Origin of the sequence: Streptomyces sp. NPDC051041, from assembly GCF_044456065.1 — a bacterium.
Classification (GTDB): Bacteria; Actinomycetota; Actinomycetes; order Streptomycetales; family Streptomycetaceae; genus Streptomyces; species Streptomyces glaucus.
Window position 1 is genome coordinate 155978 of record NZ_JBITFM010000008.1, and the last position, 20811, is coordinate 176788.

A 20811-nucleotide genomic window follows, 5' to 3' on the forward strand; every position below is an offset into this window, starting at 1 on the left:
ATGCGCTTCCGCCACCCCGACGGCTCCACGGTCCACCTCGCCTACTGCACCAACGTCCACCCCGCCGAAACCCTCGACGGCGTCCTCGCCCAGCTCCGCGACCACTGCGAGCCCGTCCGCCGCCGCCTCGGCCGCGACCGCCTCGGCATCGGCCTGTGGCTCGCCCGCGACGCCGCCCGCGCCCTGGTCACCGACCCGGCCGCGCTGCGCGGCCTGCGCGGCGAACTCGACCGGCGCGGCCTGGAGGTCGTCACCCTCAACGGCTTCCCCTACGAGGGCTTCGGCGCCGAGGAGGTCAAGTACCGCGTCTACCGGCCGGACTGGGCCGACCCGGAACGGCTCGGCCACACCACCGCCCTGGCCCGCGTCCTCGCCGGACTCCTGCCCGACGACGTCACCGAGGGCAGCATCTCCACCCTGCCGCTGGCCTGGCGCACCGCCTACGACGACGCCCGCGCCGACCGGGCCCGCGCCGCGCTCACCACCCTCGCCGAACGCCTCGACGCCCTGCACGACCTCACCGGGCGCTCCATCCGCGTCGGCCTGGAACCGGAACCCGGCTGTGTCGTCGAGACCACCGCCGACGCCCTCGCCCCGCTGACCGCGATCGCCCACGACCGCATCGGCGTCTGCGTCGACACCTGCCACCTCGCCACCTCCTTCGAGGACCCGCACACCGCGCTGGACGCCCTCGCCGACGCCCGCGTCCCCGTCGTCAAGTCGCAGCTGTCCGCCGCCCTGCACGCCGAACACCCCCACCGCCCCGAGGTCCGCGCCGCGCTCGCCGCCTTCGCCGAACCCCGCTTCCTGCACCAGACCCGCGCCTGCCCCCCGCCCGGCCCCGTCCGCGCGGGGGAGGGGCCCGCCGCCGGCCTGCTCGGCACCGACGACCTCGACGAGGCCCTCGCCGGCGGCGCCCTGCCCGACACGGCGCCCTGGCGCGCCCACTTCCACGTCCCGCTGCACGCGGCCCCCGCCGCGCCCCTCACCTCCACGCTCCCCGTCCTCAAGGCCGCGCTGACCCGGCTCGTCGGCGGCCCGCACCCGCTCACCCGCCACCTGGAGGTCGAGACCTACACCTGGCAGGCCCTCCCGCCCGAGCTGCGGCCCCGCGCCCGCGCCCAGCTCGCCGACGGCATCGCCGCCGAACTCGCCCTCGCCCGCGACCTGCTGACGGACCTCGGTCTGAAGGAACTGCCATGACCCGACCCGAAGGGCCGACCCCGCTCCTCGTCCTGGACGTCGTCGGCCTCACCCCCCGCCTGCTCGACCACATGCCGCACCTGAGGGCCCTGGCCCGGTCCGGCTCCCACGCCCCGCTCGGCACCGTGCTGCCCGCCGTCACCTGCGCCGCCCAGTCCACGTTCCTGACCGGCACCCACCCGTCCGAGCACGGCATCGTCGGCAACGGCTGGTACTTCCGCGAGCTCGGCGACGTCCTGCTGTGGCGCCAGCACAACGGACTCGTCGCCGGCGACAAGCTCTGGGACGCCGCCCGCCGCGCCCGCCCCGGCTACACGGTCGCCAACATCTGCTGGTGGTACGCCATGGGCGCCGACACCGACATCACCGTCACCCCCCGCCCGGTCTACTACTCCGACGGCCGCAAGGAACCCGACTGCTACACCCGCCCCCCGGCCCTGCACGACGAACTCACCCGGGAGTTCGGCACCTTCCCCCTCTTCCACTTCTGGGGACCCGGCGCCGACCTGGTCTCCAGCCGGTGGATCATCGACGCCACCCGATACGTCCTGCGCACCCGCCACCCCGACCTGACCCTCTGCTACCTCCCCCATCTCGACTACGACCTGCAGCGCTTCGGCCCCGACGACCCGCGCTCCCGGAAGGCGGCCACCGACCTCGACGCGGCCCTCGCCCCGCTCCTGGACGACGCACGCGCCGAGGGCCGCACGGTGGTCGCCCTGTCCGAGTACGGCATCACCCGCGTCAGCCGGCCCGTCGACATCAACCGCGCCCTGCGCCGCGCCGGCCTGCTGGAGGTGCACACCCAGGACGGCATGGAGTACCTCGACCCGATGGCGTCCCGCGCCTTCGCGGTCGCCGACCACCAGATCGCCCACGTCTACGTGCGCCGCCCGGAGGACCTCGACGCCGCCCGGGCCGCCCTCGACGGCCTGCCCGGCATCGAGCAGCTCCTCGACGACCGGGGCAAGAAGGCCCACCACCTCGACCATCCACGCGCCGGCGAACTGGTCGCCGTGGCGGAGCCGGACGCCTGGTTCACGTACTACTACTGGCTCGACGACGCCCGCGCGCCCGACTTCGCGCAGCTCGTCGAGATCCACCGCAAACCCGGCTACGACCCGGTCGAGCTGTTCATGGACCCGCTCGACCCCTACGTCAAGGTCAAGGCGGCCACCGCCCTGGCCCGCAAGAAACTCGGCATGCGCTACCGCATGGCGGTCGTGCCCCTGGACCCCTCACCTATTCGCGGCAGCCACGGCCGCCTACCCGCGAGCGACGACGACGGTCCGCTCCTCATCTGCTCCACCCCCCGCGCCGTCGGCGACCGCGTCGCGGCCACCGACGTGAAATCACTGCTGCTCCGCCTCGCCGGACTCGGCTGACACGCAGGCCGACGAGCCGCGAGAACCGGCTACGGAGAGTGAAACACACGGCACTGACAGCGGCCGGATCCGGCGCCACCGGACCCGGCCACGACCCGGAAGGCAGGCACCCGTGACCCTGTTCCCCGAGTTTCCCGACACCCCGCGCCCCGACGCCGCCGCGGGCGGCAGACCCGATGAGGCCCTGCGCCGCACCCTCGGCGTGGACCGGCGCCGCTTCCTCGGCACCTGCACCGCCGTGGCGGCCGGAGCCGTCGCGGCCCCCGTCTTCGGCGCCGCCCCCGCCCTGGCCCGGGACGGCGGCGCGGACACCGGCCACGAACACGGACGGGACGGGCAGGTCCTCGTCCCGCCGCACAAGCGCGGCATCATCCTCTACACCGTGCGCGACGCGACCGGCCGCGACCCCCTCGCCAGCGACCTGCCCTCCGGCTTCCGCGAGGTGCTCAAGCAGCTGGCCCGCCACGGCTACCGCCAGGTGGAGTTCGCCGGGTACCGCCAGCACGCGAACGCGCCCGGCGGCGCCGACCTGGGCACCGTCGAGGGCGCCAGGCTGCTGCGCTCCTGGCTCGACGACCACGGCCTGCGCGCCCAGGGCAACCACGGTTTCATCCCGTCCTCCTGGCCGCTGACCAGGGAGGACCTGGACACCTTCAAGAAGAACCTGGAGATCGCCAACATCCTCGGCATGGACCACATGGGCACCGGCGGCGACCCCACCGCAAGCTCCTACCGCGCCGACTGGGACGTGGCGGCGGACAAGTGGAACGCGCTCGGCGCGATCGCCCGGCGCGAGGGCATCAAGCTCTACACCCACAACCACGACAGCGCCTACGGCTTCCTGCTCGACGGCGGCCCGCTGGACGACCAGGGCCGGCCGACCCGCAGCTCGGGCATCCGGAAGCTGGAGTACTTCCTCCAGGTCACCGACCCGAAGGCCGTCTGGCTGGAGATGGACATCTTCTGGGCGCACGTCGCGCAGTACAAGTTCCACACCTACACCGCGCACGACGGCTCCACCCGCAGGAGCGTGTTCGACCCGGCCGGCCTGGTCGCCCGCAACAACAAGCGCTACCCGCTGTTCCACGCCAAGGACGGCGTGGTCAGCACGACCAACGGCATGGGCTACGAGATGGTGCCGTTCGGCACCGGCGTCATCGACTACACGGCGTTCTTCTCACGGGTCGGGCAGCGCAACTACCACAACCCGATGATCGAGGACGACAACTCCCCGAGCGCCACCGACCCCGCGCAGTCGCTGCGGGAAGCCAAGATCAGCTACGACAACCTGGCGGCCCTGCGCAAGCGGCGGCGCTGACCCGGACCGCGGACCGGGCGGCCCTCCCGCAGCGGGGGAGGACCGCCCGGCCGCCGGTCCGCGCGGCGCCGGGGGCCGACGGGCGAGCGGCCGCCCGGTGCCTTTCCGGACCACCGGACCGTGCCGCGGCACGAAGACGCACGGGTGATCGACCGGACACCCGCAGTACCCCGGACGACGGCCCGCGAGGCCCGGCCGCGGACCGCCACCCGGAGCACGGAAACGCAGGTGAAAGGCACTGCGAAAGCTTGGTATGGTTGTTCCTGTCGCCGCGGGGGGAACACCCCGGCAGAGCGGCGGACACCTTGTCCGGGTGGCGGAATGGCAGACGCGCTAGCTTGAGGTGCTAGTGCCCTTTATCGGGCGTGGGGGTTCAAGTCCCCCCTCGGACACCAACAGGGACCCTTGTCGACCAAGGGTCCCTTTCGCATGCGCTCCGCGAGGCATTGCGTGTCGCCGGCCGGAAGGACGGAGCGCCCTCGGCGGCCTTCCCCGCGCCCACCACCAGCTCACGCACCGCCCGCACCCGGCGGCGCGCCTCCCGTGCCGGTCACGGCGGCGCCAACGCGGCAGCGCCGCGGGCGGCCCCCTCCCGTCCCAGGAAGGAGCCGCCCGCGGCACCCGGCCGTCAGGCCGTACGGTCCTCGGTCCGCCCCGGCGGGCGGGCGCCGGGGAACGCCTCGGGCGAACCCCTCAGGGGAACGACACCACCGTCGACGGCACCGTCGACGTGCCCGACGTCGGCGCGCCCGTGTCGTTGATGACGTGCGCGTACTGTCCGTTGCCGCCCAGCGAGACCACCAGCAGGCCGTGGAAGCGCACCCCGGGCCGGACCGGCGCGGCGAAGCCGTGGTGCTGCACGATCGTCGGGTCGACGTTGTAGTAGCAGTAGCTGCCCAGGCCCCAGCCCTCGTGCGCGGTCACGCCGTCGCCGACCTTGTAGGCGGCGTAGCCCCGGATCGGGCCGTTCTGGATCGCGGCCTGGTTCGGGGCGTCGTAGGCCTTCTCGTTCTGGAAGAAGATGGTGCGGCCGCGCTCGCCGAACCACTGCACGTCGTACTTGTTGAAGTGCTCCACGAACAGGCCGGTGGCCAGCACGTCGTGGCCGTTGACGACGACGCCGTAGTCGGCCCGGTTGGTCTCCCAGCCGACGCCGTCGCCGTGGTCGGCGCGCCAGACCCAGGTGTGGTCGACGATGGTGTGGCGGCTGTTGATCACCATGCTGGTGGTGGCCTTGCCCGCGCCCGCCCCGCCGATCCGGATGAACACGTCCTGCACGGTGGTCGGGTTGGCGGAGTGGTCGCGCGCGGCGCCCCGCGGGCCGACCTCCAGCAGCGTCGCGGAGTTGACCGGCCCGGCGTCGATCAGGAACCCGGCCAGCCGTACGCCGTCGACGTCGGCGACCTTCAGCGCGGTCACACCGTTGTCGGGGATGATCGTCGCGTAGCCGAGGCCGAGGACCACCGTGTCCGGGCGGTCGACCCGGATCGGCTGGTCGACGTGGTAGATGCCCGGCGTCAGCAGCAGGTGCAGGCCCTGGGCGAGCGCCTGGTTGAGCGTGGCCGCCGACACGCCGGGTCTGGCGACGTAGAACCGCGTCAGCGGCAGGGAGGTGCCCCGGGGGGTGCCGTTGCCCCAGGAGACGCCGCGGGCGTTGGTGCGCTTCTCCGGCAGGAAGACGCGGAACTGGTCGCCGTCGACGTACAGGAAGGGCTTCTCCCGGGAGACCGGGGTGGTGTCGAGCGTGGTGTACGGCGGGTCGGGGAAGCCCTGTGCGGGGGCGCCCTCGACGCCGGAGAACACCATGTTCCACACGCCGTTGAGCCAGCCGCCGATCGCGCTGTCGCGGGTGTACCACTGCTGCTGCGAGTAGGGCTGGACCTGCCCGTCGACGCGGCTGTCGGCGATGTAGCCGCCGCTGGACCAGCCGTAGCCGGCCGGGGCGAGGTTGAGGTTGCCGCGCACGTGCATCCGGCGGAACGGGGCCGCCTGGGAGACCGCCCAGCGGTTGGTGCCGTTGACCGGGACGACGGCCAGGTTCTCCGCCGAGCGCCAGAAGTTCTGCGTGGCGTTGCCGCCGAACCAGCCCGCGTCGACCGTGACGTCGCCGTTGATGGTGGTGTCGTCGGGGGACAGGCCGAGGCCGGCGATGGAGGTGTAGAAGCCGATCTGGGCGTTGAGCCCGTGGTAGGTGCCGGGCTTGAACAGCAGCGCCCAGCGGCCGGTGCCGAACTGCGCGGATTCCTGCTGCCGGAAGATCTCGTCCAGCTTGGCCTGGATGTTCGGCGTGGACGGGTCGAAGACCAGCACGTTCGGGCCGAGGTCGCCGCCGCCGGGCAGGGCGCGCGGACGTCCCCGGGCCGGGGCGGCGGCGGACGCCGGCGTGGCGGAGAGTCCCGCGACGGCGGAGGCGGAGGCGGCGGCTGCGGCGCCGAGGACGGTGCGGCGGCCGAGCGAGGGCAGCCGGGAGGACGGGGAGTCGGAAGGCATGGGGCGGCTCTCCTGGTTCAGGAAGTGAACGAGGTGGGGGTGAGGGGAGCGCTCTCTCGCCGCTGAATGGTTCATCCGCGAAACGAATGCGTCAAGAGCTGCGACCAAGTTCGATGAGCGTGTCCAAACCCTTGACGGGCCCATCCATCGGGGTTTAACTCACGTCCTAAATTAAGCCATGAGGCACTTCCCGTGTCTCCCGGAAGGGACTCCAGGAGCCATGCGCAGCATCCGAGCCGCGGCCACCGGCGCCGTCACCCTGTCTCTCGCCCTCGCCGCCTCGGCCTGCGGCGGTGGTTCGCCCACCGGCGGCGGGTCCGACGACTCGCCCAGGACCCTGACCTACTGGGCCTCCAACCAGGGGGCCAGCGTCGAGGCCGACAAGAAGGTCCTCCAGCCGGAGCTCGACAAGTTCGAGAAGCAGACCGGGATCGAGGTGAAGCTGGAGGTCGTGCCCTGGTCGGACCTGCTGAACCGGATCCTGACCGCGACCACCTCCGGCCAGGGCCCCGACGTGCTGAACATCGGCAACACCTGGAGCGCCTCGCTGCAGGCCACCGGGGCGCTGCTGCCCTGGGACGAGAAGAACTTCGACAAGATCGGCGGCCGGGACCGCTTCGTGGACTCCGCGCTCGCCTCCACCGGCGCGCGGGGCGAGGACCCGGCCGCGGTGCCGCTGTACTCGATGGCGTACGCGCTCTACTACAACAAGCGGATGTTCGCCGACGCCGGCATCGCCGAGCCGCCGGCCACCTGGGACGAGCTGGTCGCGGCCGGGAAGAAGCTGTCGAAGGACGGCAGGTGGGGCCTGGGCGCCGAGGGGTCCAACCCCTCGGAGAACGTCCACCACGCCTTCGTCTTCGCCAAGCAGCACGGCGCCGACTTCTTCACCGCCGACGGCAGGCCCGACTTCACCGACGACGGGGTGGTCGCCGCGGTCGAGCAGTACGTCGACCTGATGGCCGAGGACGAGGTCATCGCGCCGGGCAACGCCGAGTACGCGCAGAACCAGTCGGTGAGCGACTTCGCCAAGGGCAGGACCGCGATGCTGCTGTGGCAGTCCGCGTCCGCCAACCTCAAGTCCCAGGGCATGAGCGAGGACGCCTACGGCGTCGCGCCCGTGCCCGTGCAGTCCGGCACGCCGGGCCCCGGCAGGCAGGCCAACTCGATGGTCGCGGGCATCAACCTGGCCGTCTTCAAGAACACCGACAACCTCGACGGCGCCACCGAGTTCGTGAAGTTCATGACGAGCGACGCCGAGCAGAAGATCCTCAACAAGGCCTACAGCACCATCCCGCCGGTCGAGTCCGCCCAGGCGGACCCCGCCTTCGACACCCCGGCCAACGCCGTGCTGAAGGACACCCTCGCCAAGAGCGCGGTCGCGCTGCCGCAGGTCGCCGACGAGTCGCAGTTCGAGACGGCCGTCGGCACGGCGATCAAGGAGCTGTTCGCCGACGCCGCCGCCGGACGCCCGGTCACCGCCGAGTCCGTCAAGGCCCGGCTCGGCAAGGCGCAGCAGCAGATGCCGGCGAAGTGAGCACGATGACCGCCACCGTCGAGACCGCCGGGCCGCCGGTCCGCAAGAGCTCCCCCGGTGCGGCGCGCGGCCCCCGCCGCCGCACCGGGCGGATCCGCCGCGTCGGCCTGCCCTACCTGCTGCTCCTGCCCGCCCTGCTGCTGGAACTCCTGGTCCACCTGGTGCCGATGGTGATCGGCATCGTGATGAGCTTCAAGCAGCTCACCCAGTTCTACATCCGCGACTGGGGCGCCGCCCCCTGGGCCGCCCTCGACAACTACCGGGTGTCGGTGGACTTCGACGCCCCCGTCGGCGAGGCCCTGCTGCACTCCTTCCTCGTCACCGTCGCCTTCACCCTGCTGTCGGTCGGCCTGTGCTGGCTGATCGGCACCGCCGCCGCGGTCTGCATGCAGGACACCTTCCGCGGCCGGGGCCTGCTGCGCGCCCTGTTCCTGGTGCCGTACGCGCTGCCGGTCTACGCGGCCGTCATCACCTGGGTGTTCATGTTCCAGCACGACAACGGCCTGGTGAACCACGTCCTGCACGAGCAGCTCGGCCTCACCGACAAGCCGGCCTTCTGGCTGATCGGCGACAACAGCTTCGTCGCGCTGCTGACGGTGTCGGTCTGGAAGGGCTGGCCGTTCGCCTTCCTCATCGTCATGGCCGGCCTGCAGAACATCCCCCGGGAGCTGTACGAGGCCGCGGCCCTGGACGGCGCCGGGACGTGGCAGCAGATCCGCCGCATCACCCTGCCGTCGCTGCGCCCGGTCAACCAGGTGCTGGTCCTGGTCCTGTTCCTGTGGACGTTCAACGACTTCAACACCCCGTACGTCCTGTTCGGCAGGACCGCCCCGGAGGCCGCGGACCTCATCTCGGTCCACATCTACCAGGCGTCCTTCGTCACCTGGAACTTCGGCACCGGCTCGGCGATGTCCGTGCTGCTGTTGCTCTTCCTGCTCGTCGTGACGGGCGTCTACCTCGTGCTCACCTCCCGCGGACGGAGGACCGCCCCGTGAAACCGCCCCGGTCCCCGATGGCCCCGCCCCGCTCCTTCCTGTGGTCCCGGCGGATCTTCCTCACCCTGCTCACCGGCTTCGTCCTGCTGCCGGTGTACGTCATGGTCTCCAGCTCGCTGAAGCCGCTCGCGGACGTCACGGGCGAGTTCCGCTGGCTGCCCAGCGAGCTGACGATCCGCCCGTACATCGACATCTGGTCCACCGTCCCGCTCGCGAAGTACTTCGTGAACTCCCTGATCGTGGCGGGCGCCGCGACCGTCTGCTCGGTGGTGATCGCGGTCTTCTCCGCCTACGCGGTCAGCCGCCACGACTTCCCCGGCAAGCGCGTCTTCACGGTCACCGTGCTGTCGACGCAGATGTTCCCCGGCATCCTCTTCCTGCTGCCGCTCTTCCTCATCTACGTCAACATCGGCAACGCCACCGGCATCGCCCTGTTCGGCTCGCGCGGCGGCCTGATCCTCACCTACCTCACCTTCTCCCTGCCGTTCTCGATCTGGATGCTGATCGGCTACTTCGACTCGGTGCCGCGCGACCTGGACGAGGCGGCGCTGGTGGACGGCTGCGGCCCGCTGCGCGCCCTGTTCAAGGTCGTCGTACCGGCCGCGGTCCCCGGCATCGTCGCGGTCGCCGTGTACGCCTTCATGACCGCCTGGGGCGAAGTGCTGTTCGCCTCGGTGATGACCAACGACACCACCCGCACGCTCGCCGTCGGCCTCCAGGGCTACTCCACGCTCAACGACGTGTACTGGAACCAGATCATGGCCGCCTCGCTCGTGGTGAGCGTCCCCGTGGTCGCGGGTTTCCTGCTGCTGCAGCGCTACCTCGTCGCCGGACTGACCGCCGGAGCCGTCAAGTGACCGGCTCCCCCCGCCCCGAAGGGACTCACGTGACCATCGACTACGCCGCACTCCCGCACGACTTCCTGTGGGGCACGGCCACCTCGGCGTACCAGATCGAGGGGGCCGTGGCGGAGGACGGCCGCGCACCGTCGATCTGGGACACCTTCTCGCACACCCCCGGCAAGACCGCCGGCGGCGACCACGGCGACGTCGCCTGCGACCACTACCACCGCTGGCGCGAGGACATCGACCTGATGCGCCGGCTCGGCACCAACGCCTACCGCCTGTCGATCGCCTGGCCCAGGGTCGTCCCCGGCGGCGACGGCCCGCCCAACCCCAAGGGCCTCGCCTTCTACGACCGGCTGATCGACGGCCTGCTGGAGGCGGGCATCACCCCGTCCGTCACCCTCTACCACTGGGACCTGCCGCAGGCCCTGCAGGACCGCGGCGGCTGGCCGGAGCGCGCCACCGCCGAGCACTTCGCCGCGTACGCCTCCGTCGTCGCCGAACGCCTCGGCGACCGCGTCACCCACTGGGCCACCCTCAACGAGCCGCTGTGCTCGGCGTGGATCGGCCACCTGGAGGGCACGATGGCCCCCGGCTGGACCGACCTGACCGCCGCCGTCCGCGCCTCCTACCACCTGCTGCTCGCCCACGGCCTCGGCGCCCGGGCGATCCGCGCCGCCGCCCCCGGCGCGCAGGTCGGCATCGTCAACAACCTCTCCACCGTCCACGCCGCGAGCGGGCGCCCGGAGGACGTCGAGGCCGCCCGCCGCATGGACGGCCACACCAACCGCTGGTGGCTGGACCCGGTGCACGGCCGCGGCTTCCCCGCCGACATGCGCGAGGTGTACGGCGTCGACCTCCCGGAGAAGCCGGGCGACCTGGAGACCATCGCGGCCCCGCTGGACTGGCTCGGCCTGAACTACTACTTCCCGCAGACCGTCGCCGACGACCCCGCCGGCCCGGCCCCACACGTCCGCACGGTCCGGCGCCCCGGCGTCCCGCGCACCGGCATGGACTGGGAGATCGACGCGAGCGGCATCGAGACGCTGCTGCTGCGCCTGACCGAGGAGTACGGGGCGCGCCGGCTGTACGTCACCGAGAACGGCTCCGCCTTCCCCGACGTGGTCCGCCCCGACGGCACCGTCGACGACCCCGAGCGCCAGGACTACCTGGTGCGGCACCTGGCGGCCTGCGCCTCGGCCGCCCGCAGGGGCGCGCCGCTGGCCGGCTACTTCGCCTGGTCGCTGCTGGACAACTTCGAGTGGGCGTACGGCTACGACAAGCGGTTCGGCCTGGTCCACGTCGACTACGCCACCCAGACCCGCACCGTCAAGGGCGCCGGCCACCGGTACGCGGACATCATCCGCGCCCACCGGGGCCAGGTCCGGCGCGCTGCCTGAGGACCGCGGTGGCCCGGTGGGAAGCGCGGGGACGGGACCCCCGCGCCCCACCGGGCCGCCGCCGGGGCACCGCCGAGCGCCGCGGCAGGCGAGTGCCATGAGCACGTGAGAGCCATGGGCAGGCGGGCACGGCGCACGCCACCCCCGCATATGTCATGAACACGCAAAGCCCCGCAGGGAACCCCACTCCCCGAGGAGAGCCGCATGTCATCCAGAACCCCCCGCACCCCCCGCACCCTCCTGACCGCCCTCGCCGCACTGACGCTGCTGTCCACCGCCCCCGCCGTCCCGGCCCTCGCCGCGCCCGCCCCGCGGCCCGCCGCCGCGGCGGCCTGGGACACCGACCGGGCGGGCGCCGCCTACGCCGCGAACCCGGCCGCCGTCACCGCCTCCGGCAGCGAGAACGCCGGCCTGGCGGCCGGCGCCGCCTTCGACGGCAACGACTCCACCCGCTGGTCCAGCGACTTCGCCGACGACGCCTGGATCCGCGTCGACCTCGGCTCGACGATCCGCGTCGACCGCGTCGTCCTCGACTGGGAGGCGGCCTACGGCAAGAGGTACGTCCTCGAAGTGTCGAAGAACGGCACCGACTGGACCCCGTTCTACACGGAGACCGACGGCACCGGCGGCACGGTCACGGCGCACACCTACCCCCAGGAGGCCACCGGCCGCTACGTCCGCATGCGCGGCGTGCAGCGCGCCACCCCCTACGGCTACTCCCTCTACTCCTTCCGCGTCTACGGCGGCGAACCGGCCCCCGCGTCCACCACCCGCACCAACCTCGCCCTCCACCACCCGGCCTACGCGAACTACTACCAGCACGCGGGCAACTCCCCGGCGTTCGTGACGGACGGCGGCCTGCCCGCCAACCTCAAGGACGACGCGACACGCTGGTCCAGCGACTGGAACGCCGACCGCTGGGTGGCGGTGGACCTCGGCGCGACCTCCACGATCGACACCGTCGACCTGTACTGGGAGGCGGCGTACGCCGTCGACTACGAACTGCAGGTGTCCGACGACAACCGCACCTGGCGCACGGTGTACCGCCCCTCGGCGAGCGAGGTCGCCGCCCGCCGGGCGAACGTGAAGTCCCCGGCCGAGGCGACGGGCGTCCACGACTCGATCCGGCTCCCGCAGCCGGCGCAGGGCCGCTACGTCCGGATGCTCGGCAAGGAACGCCGCTCCTTCTACAACCCGGCGCCCGCCACCGCCCAGTTCGGCTACTCCCTCTACGAGTTCCAGGTCTGGGGCACGGGCGGCAGCGCGTCGGCGGCCTACCCGCCCCTGCCCGGCGAGCAGCAGGGCACCTACCAGACCACGTTCTTCGACGACTTCACCGGCGCCGGCCTGGACCGCTCCAAGTGGCGCGTGGTCCGCACCGGCACCGAGATGGGCCCGGTCAACGGCGAGGCGCAGGCGTACGTCGACTCCCCGGACACCGTCCGCACGGAGAACGGCAACCTGGTCCTGCGCGCGAAGCACTGCAAGGGCTGCACCCGGGCGGGCGGCGGCACCTACGACTTCACCTCCGGCCGCATCGACACCCACACCAGGTTCGACTTCACCTACGGCCGGGTCAGCGCCCGCATGAAACTCCCCGTCGGCGACGGCTTCTGGCCCGCCTTCTGGCTGCTGGGCAGCGACGTCGACGACCCGTCCGTCTCCTGGCCGTCCTCCGGCGAGACCGACATCATGGAGAACGTCGGCTACGCGGACTGGACCAGCAGCGCCCTGCACGGCCCCGGCTACTCCGCCGACGGCAACATCGGCGCCCGCCAGACCTACCCGAACGGCGGCCGGGCCGACCAGTGGCACACCTACGCGGTGGAGTGGACCCCGACGGCGATGCGCTTCTACGTCGACGACCGGCTCGTCCAGGAGACCACCCGCAACAAGCTGGAGTCGACCCGCGGCCAGTGGGTCTTCGGCCACGACCAGTACGTGATCCTCAACCTGGCCCTGGGCGGCGCCTACCCGGCCGGCTGGAACAAGGTCACGAGCCCGTACTGGGGGCTGCCGCAGTCCAGCGTGGACCGGATCGCGGGCGGGGGAGTGCAGGCGGAGGTGGACTGGGTGCGGGTGGAGCAGAAGCGGTGAGACCCCCGCGGTGACCTGAACGCCGCTCGGAGTGGGCAGCCGTCTCCCCCGAGGAGACGGCTGCACACCCGCCCGGACCGCCCGGGCTCGAAAATGCGTACGCGCATCAGCCGGGATCCATGGCACCATGGGGCGCCGCACCGCTGTGTGTTGCGTCGCCGTGGGCCGTGTGTCCTGATCGAGGGGGAAGCCGTGACGGACTGGATCTACATCCTCAACCCGCACCGGGACACGCTGGACAGCGAGCCGTTCGGCAAGGAGACCGTCCGCCGGCTGGCCGTGGAGGAACCGGAGCTGGAGCTCTGGCTCAGCCGCCGCAACCGTATGCGCCCGGGCGACCGCCTCTGGTTCTTCTTCACCAGCCCGGACGCGGCCGTCGCCGCGGTGGCCGAGGTGGACGAGGAGCCCTGGGAGGACCCGGACGACCCCGACGTCACCTACCTGGTCGCCGCGACCCTGCTGCCCGAGGCGACGAAGGCGCTGTACCGCGACCCGGTGAGCCGTGAGGAACTGGGCCTCGGGCAGGTGCGGTCGGTGCAGAAGGTGAAACCGGAGGCGCTGCCGGTGCTGCTGAAGCGGGCAGGGCTCTGAGGCCCGCCCTCCTCGTCCCCCACAGGAAAGACGCGTTCCTTTGCCCCACGGGAAAGACCACCAGAGGAACCTCTTCGCCAGGCAGTCCCGCGTACGCGGGATGATGCTCGGCCTGGCGCTCGGAGACACGCTCGGCGGAACCCGGGGCGCGCCGCCCGACGCCGGCCCGCTGCGCGCCGGTGTCAGCACCCAACTGGCCTGCTTCACCGCCGAAGGCGTCATCCGCGCGCAGGTGCGCGGAAACCACAAAGGGATCTGCCACGCGCCGAGCGTGGTCCTGCACGCCTACTGCCGGTGGGCCGCCCTGCAGGGCATCGAGGCCGAGAAGATGCGACGCCGCTGGAATCCGCAGGGGACCAGGGCGTGGCCGGACGGCTGGCTGGCGCGTGTGCCCGCGCTGGCCGAGCGGCGCGGCAGCGCACCGGCGACGGTGACGGCCCTGTCCCGGATCGAGGAGGGCCAGGAGCGGATGGCGACCCCGAGCCGGGGCTGCCACGCGCTGACCCGGTGCCTGCCGATCGCCGTCACCGGAGCCGGCGGCATCACCCAGGTCGGCGCGGTCGCCGCCCTCACGCACGGCGACCCGGCCGCGCAGAGCGCCGCCACCCAGGCCGCCGCACTGGTCCACCACTGCCTGACCCACCCCGCCCCCGCGGGCGGCCCGCCCGCCCCGTCCGCTCCTTCCGCCGGGACCGTCCGGGAAGCGCTGCACGCGGGCGTCACCGCCCTCCCCGCCACCGCCCGGCACGTCACCGAGCACGAGTACGGCCGCCTCCGGGCGGCTTTCCGGCTCGCGGCCGACGAACCGGCGAACGCCGGACACCTGGCACACCTGGCACCGGACGCCACCGCGCCCTCGGCCCTGCTCGGCGGCCTCTACGCGGCGGCCTCCTTCCCCGGCCGCGCCGGCCTCCAAGCCGCGCTGGAGTTCGCGGCCGGCGCCCCGGACGGCGCGTCCGTCGCCTGCGTGACCGGCGCGCTGCTCGGCGCCGTCCACGGGGCCGATGCCCTGCCCGTCGACCTGGTCGGCCGTCACGAACTGGCCTGGGTCCTGGACACCCTGGCCCGCGACCTGGTGCTGGAACTCGACGACTCACCCAGCGGCAGCGAGTACGTCAAGGGATGGGACCTTGAGTGGTGGAGCCGCTATCCCGGCTGGTGAGGCGCACCGGTGGGTCCCTTCGCCCGCACAGCTCGCCGGCCGGGACGACCGCTGTCGGAGCCACCAGGTAATCTCGGACCCATAGTCAACGCGGCCCGACGGGCTTCCGCTCCCGCAGGGGAGTTCGAGGACATGCCCCCACCCGCACGAGTTGTTTCGTGCTGCCCGGGGGAAGTCCTTGCTGTTTCGCGCGTCCGCGAAGACGGTCGCCGCCATGGCGCTCGACCGTTCGCTGTTCCTTCACCTCACCGACCAGTTCGCCCACATGCACGGCTACCGGCCCGGCGCCTCGGAAGTGCGCTCCTGGGAGCGCAGCATCCCCGTCCTGGCGACCGCGCTCAACGACGCGGGGCTGGGCGACGTGGAGGTCATGCTGGAGTACGCGCTCCCGCTGAACAGCAAGCGAGCCGACGCCGTGCTCGCCGGTGTGCACCCGGTCACGGGGGAGCCGTCGTACGTGGTGGTGGAGCTGAAGCAGTGGAGCCAGGCACTGCCCCATGAGGACGACCCGACCCTCTGCCACGTCGATGCCTACGCCCACCCGGTCCTCAACCCCATCGAGCAGGTACGCCGCTACTGCGACTACCTGGTCAACTTCAACGGGGCGGTGGCCGAACACGGACACCGGGTCAGCGGAGTCGCGTTCCTGCACAACGCCACGGAGTTCGGCGTCACCGGCCTGCGGGATGTCGAACGCGACGGTCGCGGACTGCTCTTCACCGGAGAGCGCCGCGGCGCCTTCCTCGACCATCTCCGTTCCCGGCTGAGCGGCGAGCACCCTGGTGCCAAGGCGGCGGACGAGCTGCTCACGGGTGCCACGGTGCCGTCGAAGCAGCTCATGTCCGTGGCCGCCGAGGAGGTGCGCGAACGCCAGCAGTTCGTACTCCTCGACGAGCAGCAGGTCGCCTACCGCATGGTGCTCAACGCGGTGGAGAAGGCGAAGCACGCCGACCGCAAGGAAGTCGTCATCGTCACCGGCGGCCCCGGCACCGGCAAGAGCGTGATCGCTCTGCAGTTGCTCGGCGAGTTGTACCGGCGCGGGGTCCCGGCCCTGCACGCCACCGGCTCGCAGTCGTTCACCAAGACGATGCGGAAGGTCGCGGGCTCCCGGAAGCGGGAGGTCCAGGACCTGTTCAAGTACTTCAACAGCTTCATGACCGCCGAGAAGAACAGCCTGGGCGCGCTGATCTGCGACGAAGCCCACCGCATCCGGGAGACCTCGGCCAACCGCTACACCCGTGCCGAGCACCGGACCGGCAGGGCCCAGATCGACGAACTCATCGACGTCGCCTACGTGCCCGTCTTCTTCCTCGACGAGCACCAGGTCGTGCGCCCCGGCGAGATGGGCACCGTGGCCGACATCAAGGCGGCGGCGGCCAAGCGGGGCATCCCCTGCCACGTCGTCCCGCTGGACAGCCAGTTCCGCTGCGGCGGCAGCGACGCCTACCTGCGCTGGGTGGTCCGCCTCCTCGGCCTGGAGCCCGGCGGACCGGTCGTCTGGGAACCCGACGGCCGCATGCAGCTGCTGGTCGCCGACAGCCCGCAGGAGATGGAGGCGTTCCTCGAGGCCCGCCGCGCCCAGGGCTACGGCGCCCGCATGTCCGCCGGCTACTGCTGGCGCTGGTCCCCGGAGCCCAGGCCGGGCGAGCCGCTGCCGCCCGACGTCGTCATCGGCGACTGGGCCCGCCCCTGGAACCTGCGCGGCGACCGCTCCGTGTCGGGTGCGCCCCCGGCCGCCCTGTGGGCCACCGACCCGGCCGGCTTCGGCCAGGTCGGCTGCGTCTACACGGCCCAGGGCTTCGAGTACGACTGGTCCGGCGTCATCATCGGCCCCGACCTGCTCTGGCGCGGTGACCGCTGGATCACGGACCGCACGGCCTCCAAGGACCCGGTGTTCAAGAAGTCCACCCCGGACACCGACGTGGACCGTCTGATCCGCAACACCTACAAGGTGCTGCTGACCCGCGGCATGGTCGGCACGATCGTGTACTCGACGGACCCCGAGACACGGGAGAAGCTGCGGGAGCTGGCGGGTGAGGGGACGCGGAAGACGGTGTCGGCCTGACGGAGCGGCTTTCGGCACGGTCGAGTGCTGTCCGGAGCCCGGTGTGTCGTGCCGGGCTCCATACGAAGGCTGTTCGGCGATCTCGGCGGCGTCATCGACGGCCAGACGACGAGATCCGGTCCCCCCAGGGGAAAGCCGTCGCGCGCCGATTCGGCGAGATGTCCCAGAAGCGCGTCACTCCTCGTCCTTCACCTGGTCACTGATGAGCGGAACAAGGAGAGGGCGAACCGTGAAGTCGGACACATGCCCCGGGCCGTTCCCGCACTCGGCCGTGAGGAGCACCGTCCACCGCGGCCGCACGGTCGGCTGTTTCGAGGATGTCGCTCAGATTCCCCGACTCGGCGTCTGAGTGTTGTCCCGTAAATCATTTATGGGACAACACTCAGGTGACCGGCACATCTGTAGAGGGATGACCTGTGAGCTGTACAACCCCTGGGGGAGCGATCAGGGAGGCCGCGCCCCCCGACGCAAGGGCTGCCCCCGGTACTTCCGAGTCGTCAGACGGGGGAGCGCCGAGCAGTGGACGCGGTACTTGAGCCTTACTTCCCTGTCAGCCTGCTGAGTTCGCACAGAGTGCGGTGGTACCGCAGGTATGCCTCATCGATCTGGTGGTCGACGTGACGGCGAAGGCGTCCCAGGGAATCGCCTCCATGCGTCCGACGCACCACGTCATCGACATCGATGTAGATTTCGAGACCGTCGAAGAGGACGTGGTGGTTGGGGCACAGGCAGAGCAGGTTCGGCAGTTCGTCCGGACCGTCGTGTGGGGATCCGAGACCGCGGATGTGAGCAGCCTGGCTGTAGGGCCTGCGCATGTACTGCAGACGGGTCTCGCACACTTGACAGGCATGGCCGTGTATCTCCTTGACCCGGTTGGCGATCGAGGCGTTGCGTACCAGCCGTGAGGAGGTGACATCCCTGCGTGCAGTCGGACCAGTGGCCCGCTCCTCATCGGTGATCTCCTGGCCGTGATTGCCTTCGCCTTCATCGAGTAGGCCGTCGGCCGTCGTGTATCCGGCAAGGCCCACCCGACTGAGCAGCACGCGCTGATCTACGTCGTCGAGGTAGGTGCTGCACAGCTTGATGACGGCTTCCAGGCGCGTGAGGGGGTTCTGCAGCAGTTCCGCGCTTGCCAGGGTGAGACCTGCGACGGGTCGGGCCTTGTCGAGAACCTCCTCCTGCGGCAAGGAGCCGGTATCGCTTTCGACGCCGTGTACCTCCCACAGGCCACTGTCTTGCAGGGCCCAGAAGGGGGACCCCGGAACGGCCTTGAGACCAGGAGGTCCGAACTCGGTCAGGAGCGGGCCGACCTCCGTGCGAAAAGAGGACCACGGCGCCAGGCGCGGCTCGCCCGCCGCGATTCGGGAAACCGCCCACAGCAGAGCCAACGACTGGTGGCGACCGGAGACTGCGCCCTCCGAGCGACGATGGGTGCCGAGAGAACCGATCCGATCCAGCAAGCCCGTTGCGGTCAGCCGGGGGGACACGATTGGGTGCGGTGTCGGATGCTGCGGAAGAACCGGATGACGCCTCTGCGGAAAGAGGTGGGCAACGCGGCGGTAGTTCTCGGCGGACCGCAGGGTAAGGCTCCGCAGGGGTACGGGGACGTTCAAACGCCGCAGAATGGGCGCGGCCGGCACACGGGTGGGGAACTCCTCGACTTCTCCGAGCGCCATGATGTGTTCCCACGTGGCGTTGTCCTCGTCGGTCCCCCAGACTCTCCGTGCCACGGGCAGACTGTCGAAGAGATGGAGGATACGGGCACGAGCGATGAAGTGGTTCTCCGCGTAGAAGAACACGTCGTCGCCCACGCGGCGGCCCCGTAGAGCTCTCACCTTTTCGTTGTTGACCTGCTTGGTGGGAGTGGAGCCCCATAGCCGAGCGACCCCGTCCGGATACAAGGCCGTCAGTATGTCCGACTGTTCACCGAGGACGTCCTTGAGGTCCGCGATCGGAACGCCTTGACGTACGGACTTGACGAAGTTCTGCGGGCCGCGATCGCGAGCTCCTCCGCGGGGCTGGAGAACCATCTGCGGCGCCACCTGCTCCGGTCCGTTTGCGACCGTGGAGCCGTCCTTCACAGTGAAGCCCAAGGTGCGCAGACGACGTGCCACGGTGTGCGCACCGCCACTGAAGTCGTCAGCCGACAGCAGGGTACCGACCGAGTACAGGTGCGCTACGCCCGCGATGGCCTTCGAGTCGTAGCGGTTTCCGTCCCAGACCAGTTCGTACGTCTTGGCTTGACCGAAACCGTACCGGCGGCGAAACGTTTCGCGTCCCAGCTGCTGACACTCCGTGACCGCAGCCAGTACCCCTGCGCGCGTTACATCTCCAAGTCCCATGTCCAGGAGGCTAATAGGAAGGTATGACAATCACTGGTCCATCTCGAGCCGGTGGCACCCTGCTCGCTCCGATAGGGGTCAGCCAGTGCTGCCATGCCGGGATGGTGTGGAAGACGTGGTGGAAGGCGCCCTCCCGGCTCACGTACACGCCGTCCTGTGCGGGGCTTCGTCGAGGCTTGCACGTAACCACTCCCACTCGTTCCGCCGTTGTACGACTGCAAGGTGTGCCACCAGCGCGACAAAGGGATCGTCGGACGTGGCGAACAGCAGCACCGCACTCGAGTCCTCCGACGGTCCGAAGGCGCTCGGCGCGACCCTGAAGACGTTCCGGGAACGCGCCCTGCGCACCCAGGAGCAGCTCGCCGAACGGCTCGACTACTCGCATGCCTCCGTCGCTTCCGTCGAGCAGGGTCGGCGGATACCGACCGCCCGGTTCGTGGAGCGAGCGGAGGACGCGTTGGAAGCGTTTGGGGTGCTGCGAGCCATGGCCCGGCACGTCGGGCGGCAACGGGGCTGGCGGTCTGGTTCCGGGAGTGGGCACAACTGGAGGAGACGGCGGTCGTCCTGTCGACGTACGGGTGCCGGGTGGTGCCGGGGCTGCTCCAGACCGAGGCGTACATCCGGGTGGTGATGCTCGACGTCCCGCCCGGCCCACCGAGGAGCAACTGGAGCGGTGGGTCGCCGCGCGGCCGGCGCGGCGGGACCTGCTGCGTCGGAAGCCGCCGATCGCGTTCGGCTTCATCGTCGAGGAATCGGTGCTGCTGCGGCACACGAGTGGCGAGGAGGCCACGAGGGAGTTGATCGATCACCTTCTCGCGTGTGCGGAGCCGTGGAACGTGGAACTGCGGACCGTGCCGCTGCGGCATCCGTCGCACGCGGGCGCGGACGGCCCGATGCGCCTGCTGGAGACGCAGGACCACCAATGGCTGGGGTACTCGGAAGGGCAGAAGACCGGGCAGTTGATCTCCGGCCGGAAAGCGGTCGGCGTCATGCAGATGCACTGTGCCGAGATGCGCTCACAGTCTTGTCCCCGGCGGATTCGGCGGAGCTGTTGACGCGGATGCGAGGGGCGCTGTGAGCACCGGCGACGAGCTGCACTGGCTCAAGAGCAGCCACAGCGGGTCCGAAGGCGGCGACTGAGCGGAGGTCGCGCACGCGCCGCAGGCCGTGCACGTCCGGGACTCCAAGGGCGCGGACGGCCCGCGGTTCGCCGTCTCCCCGCCCGCCTGGGCCGATTTCATCAGGCACGCCGCAAGCTGAACTTTCTGCCGCGTATGGGGGCATGCCTCCGAAAACTGGCATTCCGGAGGCGCAGTCCCAATGTCCTATAGTCCCGTCCTTCGCTTCCTCTTCCCATGTATCCGGCAACCACTAAGATCGG

General features: G+C 71.1%; 14 protein-coding genes, 1 tRNA gene and 2 pseudogenes. 15 read left to right on the top strand and 2 right to left on the bottom strand.

From position 1 onward, the window contains the following. From eboE to ACIBAI_RS16220, 4 genes are all read left to right on the top strand, one after another. Complete coding sequence (gene eboE / locus ACIBAI_RS16205) at positions 1-1203, top strand: metabolite traffic protein EboE (RefSeq protein ID WP_399034638.1); 1203 nt, start codon at positions 1-3, stop codon at positions 1201-1203. Continuing rightward, complete coding sequence (locus ACIBAI_RS16210) at positions 1200-2588, top strand: nucleotide pyrophosphatase/phosphodiesterase family protein (protein ID WP_399034640.1); 1389 nt, start codon at positions 1200-1202, stop codon at positions 2586-2588. The genes eboE and ACIBAI_RS16210 overlap by 4 nt, the downstream gene beginning before the upstream one ends. 118 nt (positions 2589-2706) lie before the next feature. Further along, positions 2707-3906: a sugar phosphate isomerase/epimerase family protein gene (locus tag ACIBAI_RS16215; RefSeq protein ID WP_399034745.1), complete on the top strand. Its 1200-nt coding sequence runs from the start codon at positions 2707-2709 to the stop codon at positions 3904-3906. A gap of 307 nt (positions 3907-4213) precedes the next feature. Continuing rightward, positions 4214-4301, top strand: a tRNA-Leu gene (locus ACIBAI_RS16220). A 298-nt stretch (positions 4302-4599) separates the two neighbouring features. Here the strand turns inward: ACIBAI_RS16220 and ACIBAI_RS16225 are convergent. Further along, the gene (locus ACIBAI_RS16225; RefSeq protein ID WP_399034643.1) at positions 4600-6396 is read right to left on the bottom strand and encodes a coagulation factor 5/8 type domain-containing protein; all 1797 of its coding nucleotides are present in this window, start codon (positions 6394-6396) and stop codon (positions 4600-4602) included. A 220-nt stretch (positions 6397-6616) separates the two neighbouring features. On the opposite strand from ACIBAI_RS16225, the gene ACIBAI_RS16230 reads away from it, so the two are divergent. The 8 genes from ACIBAI_RS16230 (at position 6617) to ACIBAI_RS16265 (ending at position 17088) form a co-directional block, all read left to right on the top strand. Next, entirely contained in the window at positions 6617-7933 is a 1317-nt protein-coding gene (locus ACIBAI_RS16230; protein WP_399034645.1) for an ABC transporter substrate-binding protein, read from the top strand. A gap of 5 nt (positions 7934-7938) precedes the next feature. Further along, positions 7939-8928 (top strand): sugar ABC transporter permease, encoded by a 990-nt coding sequence (locus ACIBAI_RS16235; RefSeq protein ID WP_344599961.1) that lies wholly within the window; start codon positions 7939-7941, stop codon positions 8926-8928. Positions 8929-8945: 17 nt separating this feature from the next. Then, on the top strand, positions 8946-9785 hold the full coding sequence (locus tag ACIBAI_RS16240; RefSeq protein WP_344599960.1) for a carbohydrate ABC transporter permease: 840 nt from the start codon (positions 8946-8948) through the stop codon (positions 9783-9785). Positions 9786-9814: 29 nt separating this feature from the next. Next, entirely contained in the window at positions 9815-11173 is a 1359-nt protein-coding gene (locus ACIBAI_RS16245) for a GH1 family beta-glucosidase (RefSeq protein WP_399034647.1), read from the top strand. A gap of 204 nt (positions 11174-11377) precedes the next feature. Next, positions 11378-13270, top strand: a complete 1893-nt coding sequence (locus ACIBAI_RS16250; RefSeq protein ID WP_399034649.1) for a discoidin domain-containing protein — start codon at positions 11378-11380, stop codon at positions 13268-13270. 192 nt (positions 13271-13462) lie between these two features. Beyond that, a complete protein-coding gene (locus ACIBAI_RS16255; protein ID WP_399034651.1) occupies positions 13463-13861 on the top strand; it encodes a hypothetical protein in 399 nt (132 codons plus the stop codon). Positions 13862-13901: 40 nt separating this feature from the next. Next, a complete protein-coding gene (locus ACIBAI_RS16260; protein ID WP_399034653.1) occupies positions 13902-15023 on the top strand; it encodes an ADP-ribosylglycohydrolase family protein in 1122 nt (373 codons plus the stop codon). A gap of 178 nt (positions 15024-15201) precedes the next feature. Next, positions 15202-17088, top strand: a complete 1887-nt coding sequence (locus tag ACIBAI_RS16265) for a DNA/RNA helicase domain-containing protein (protein WP_399034655.1) — start codon at positions 15202-15204, stop codon at positions 17086-17088. A gap of 539 nt (positions 17089-17627) precedes the next feature. Here the strand turns inward: ACIBAI_RS16265 and ACIBAI_RS16270 are convergent. Next, entirely contained in the window at positions 17628-19430 is a 1803-nt protein-coding gene (locus ACIBAI_RS16270) for an HNH endonuclease (protein WP_399034657.1), read from the bottom strand. Between ACIBAI_RS16270 and ACIBAI_RS16275 the strand changes: the two genes are divergently transcribed. The 3 genes and pseudogenes from ACIBAI_RS16275 to ACIBAI_RS16285 form a co-directional block, all read left to right on the top strand. Further along, positions 19429-20061, top strand: a complete 633-nt coding sequence (locus ACIBAI_RS16275; RefSeq protein ID WP_399034659.1) for a helix-turn-helix domain-containing protein — start codon at positions 19429-19431, stop codon at positions 20059-20061. The genes ACIBAI_RS16270 and ACIBAI_RS16275 overlap by 2 nt on opposite strands. Further along, positions 20019-20485: pseudogene (locus ACIBAI_RS16280) on the top strand (DUF5753 domain-containing protein). Before ACIBAI_RS16275 ends, ACIBAI_RS16280 begins: the two are co-directional and overlap by 43 nt. A 100-nt stretch (positions 20486-20585) precedes the next feature. Beyond that, positions 20586-20690, top strand: a pseudogene (locus ACIBAI_RS16285) (DUF397 domain-containing protein); the annotation flags it as partial. Positions 20691-20811: the final 121 nt, after the last annotated feature.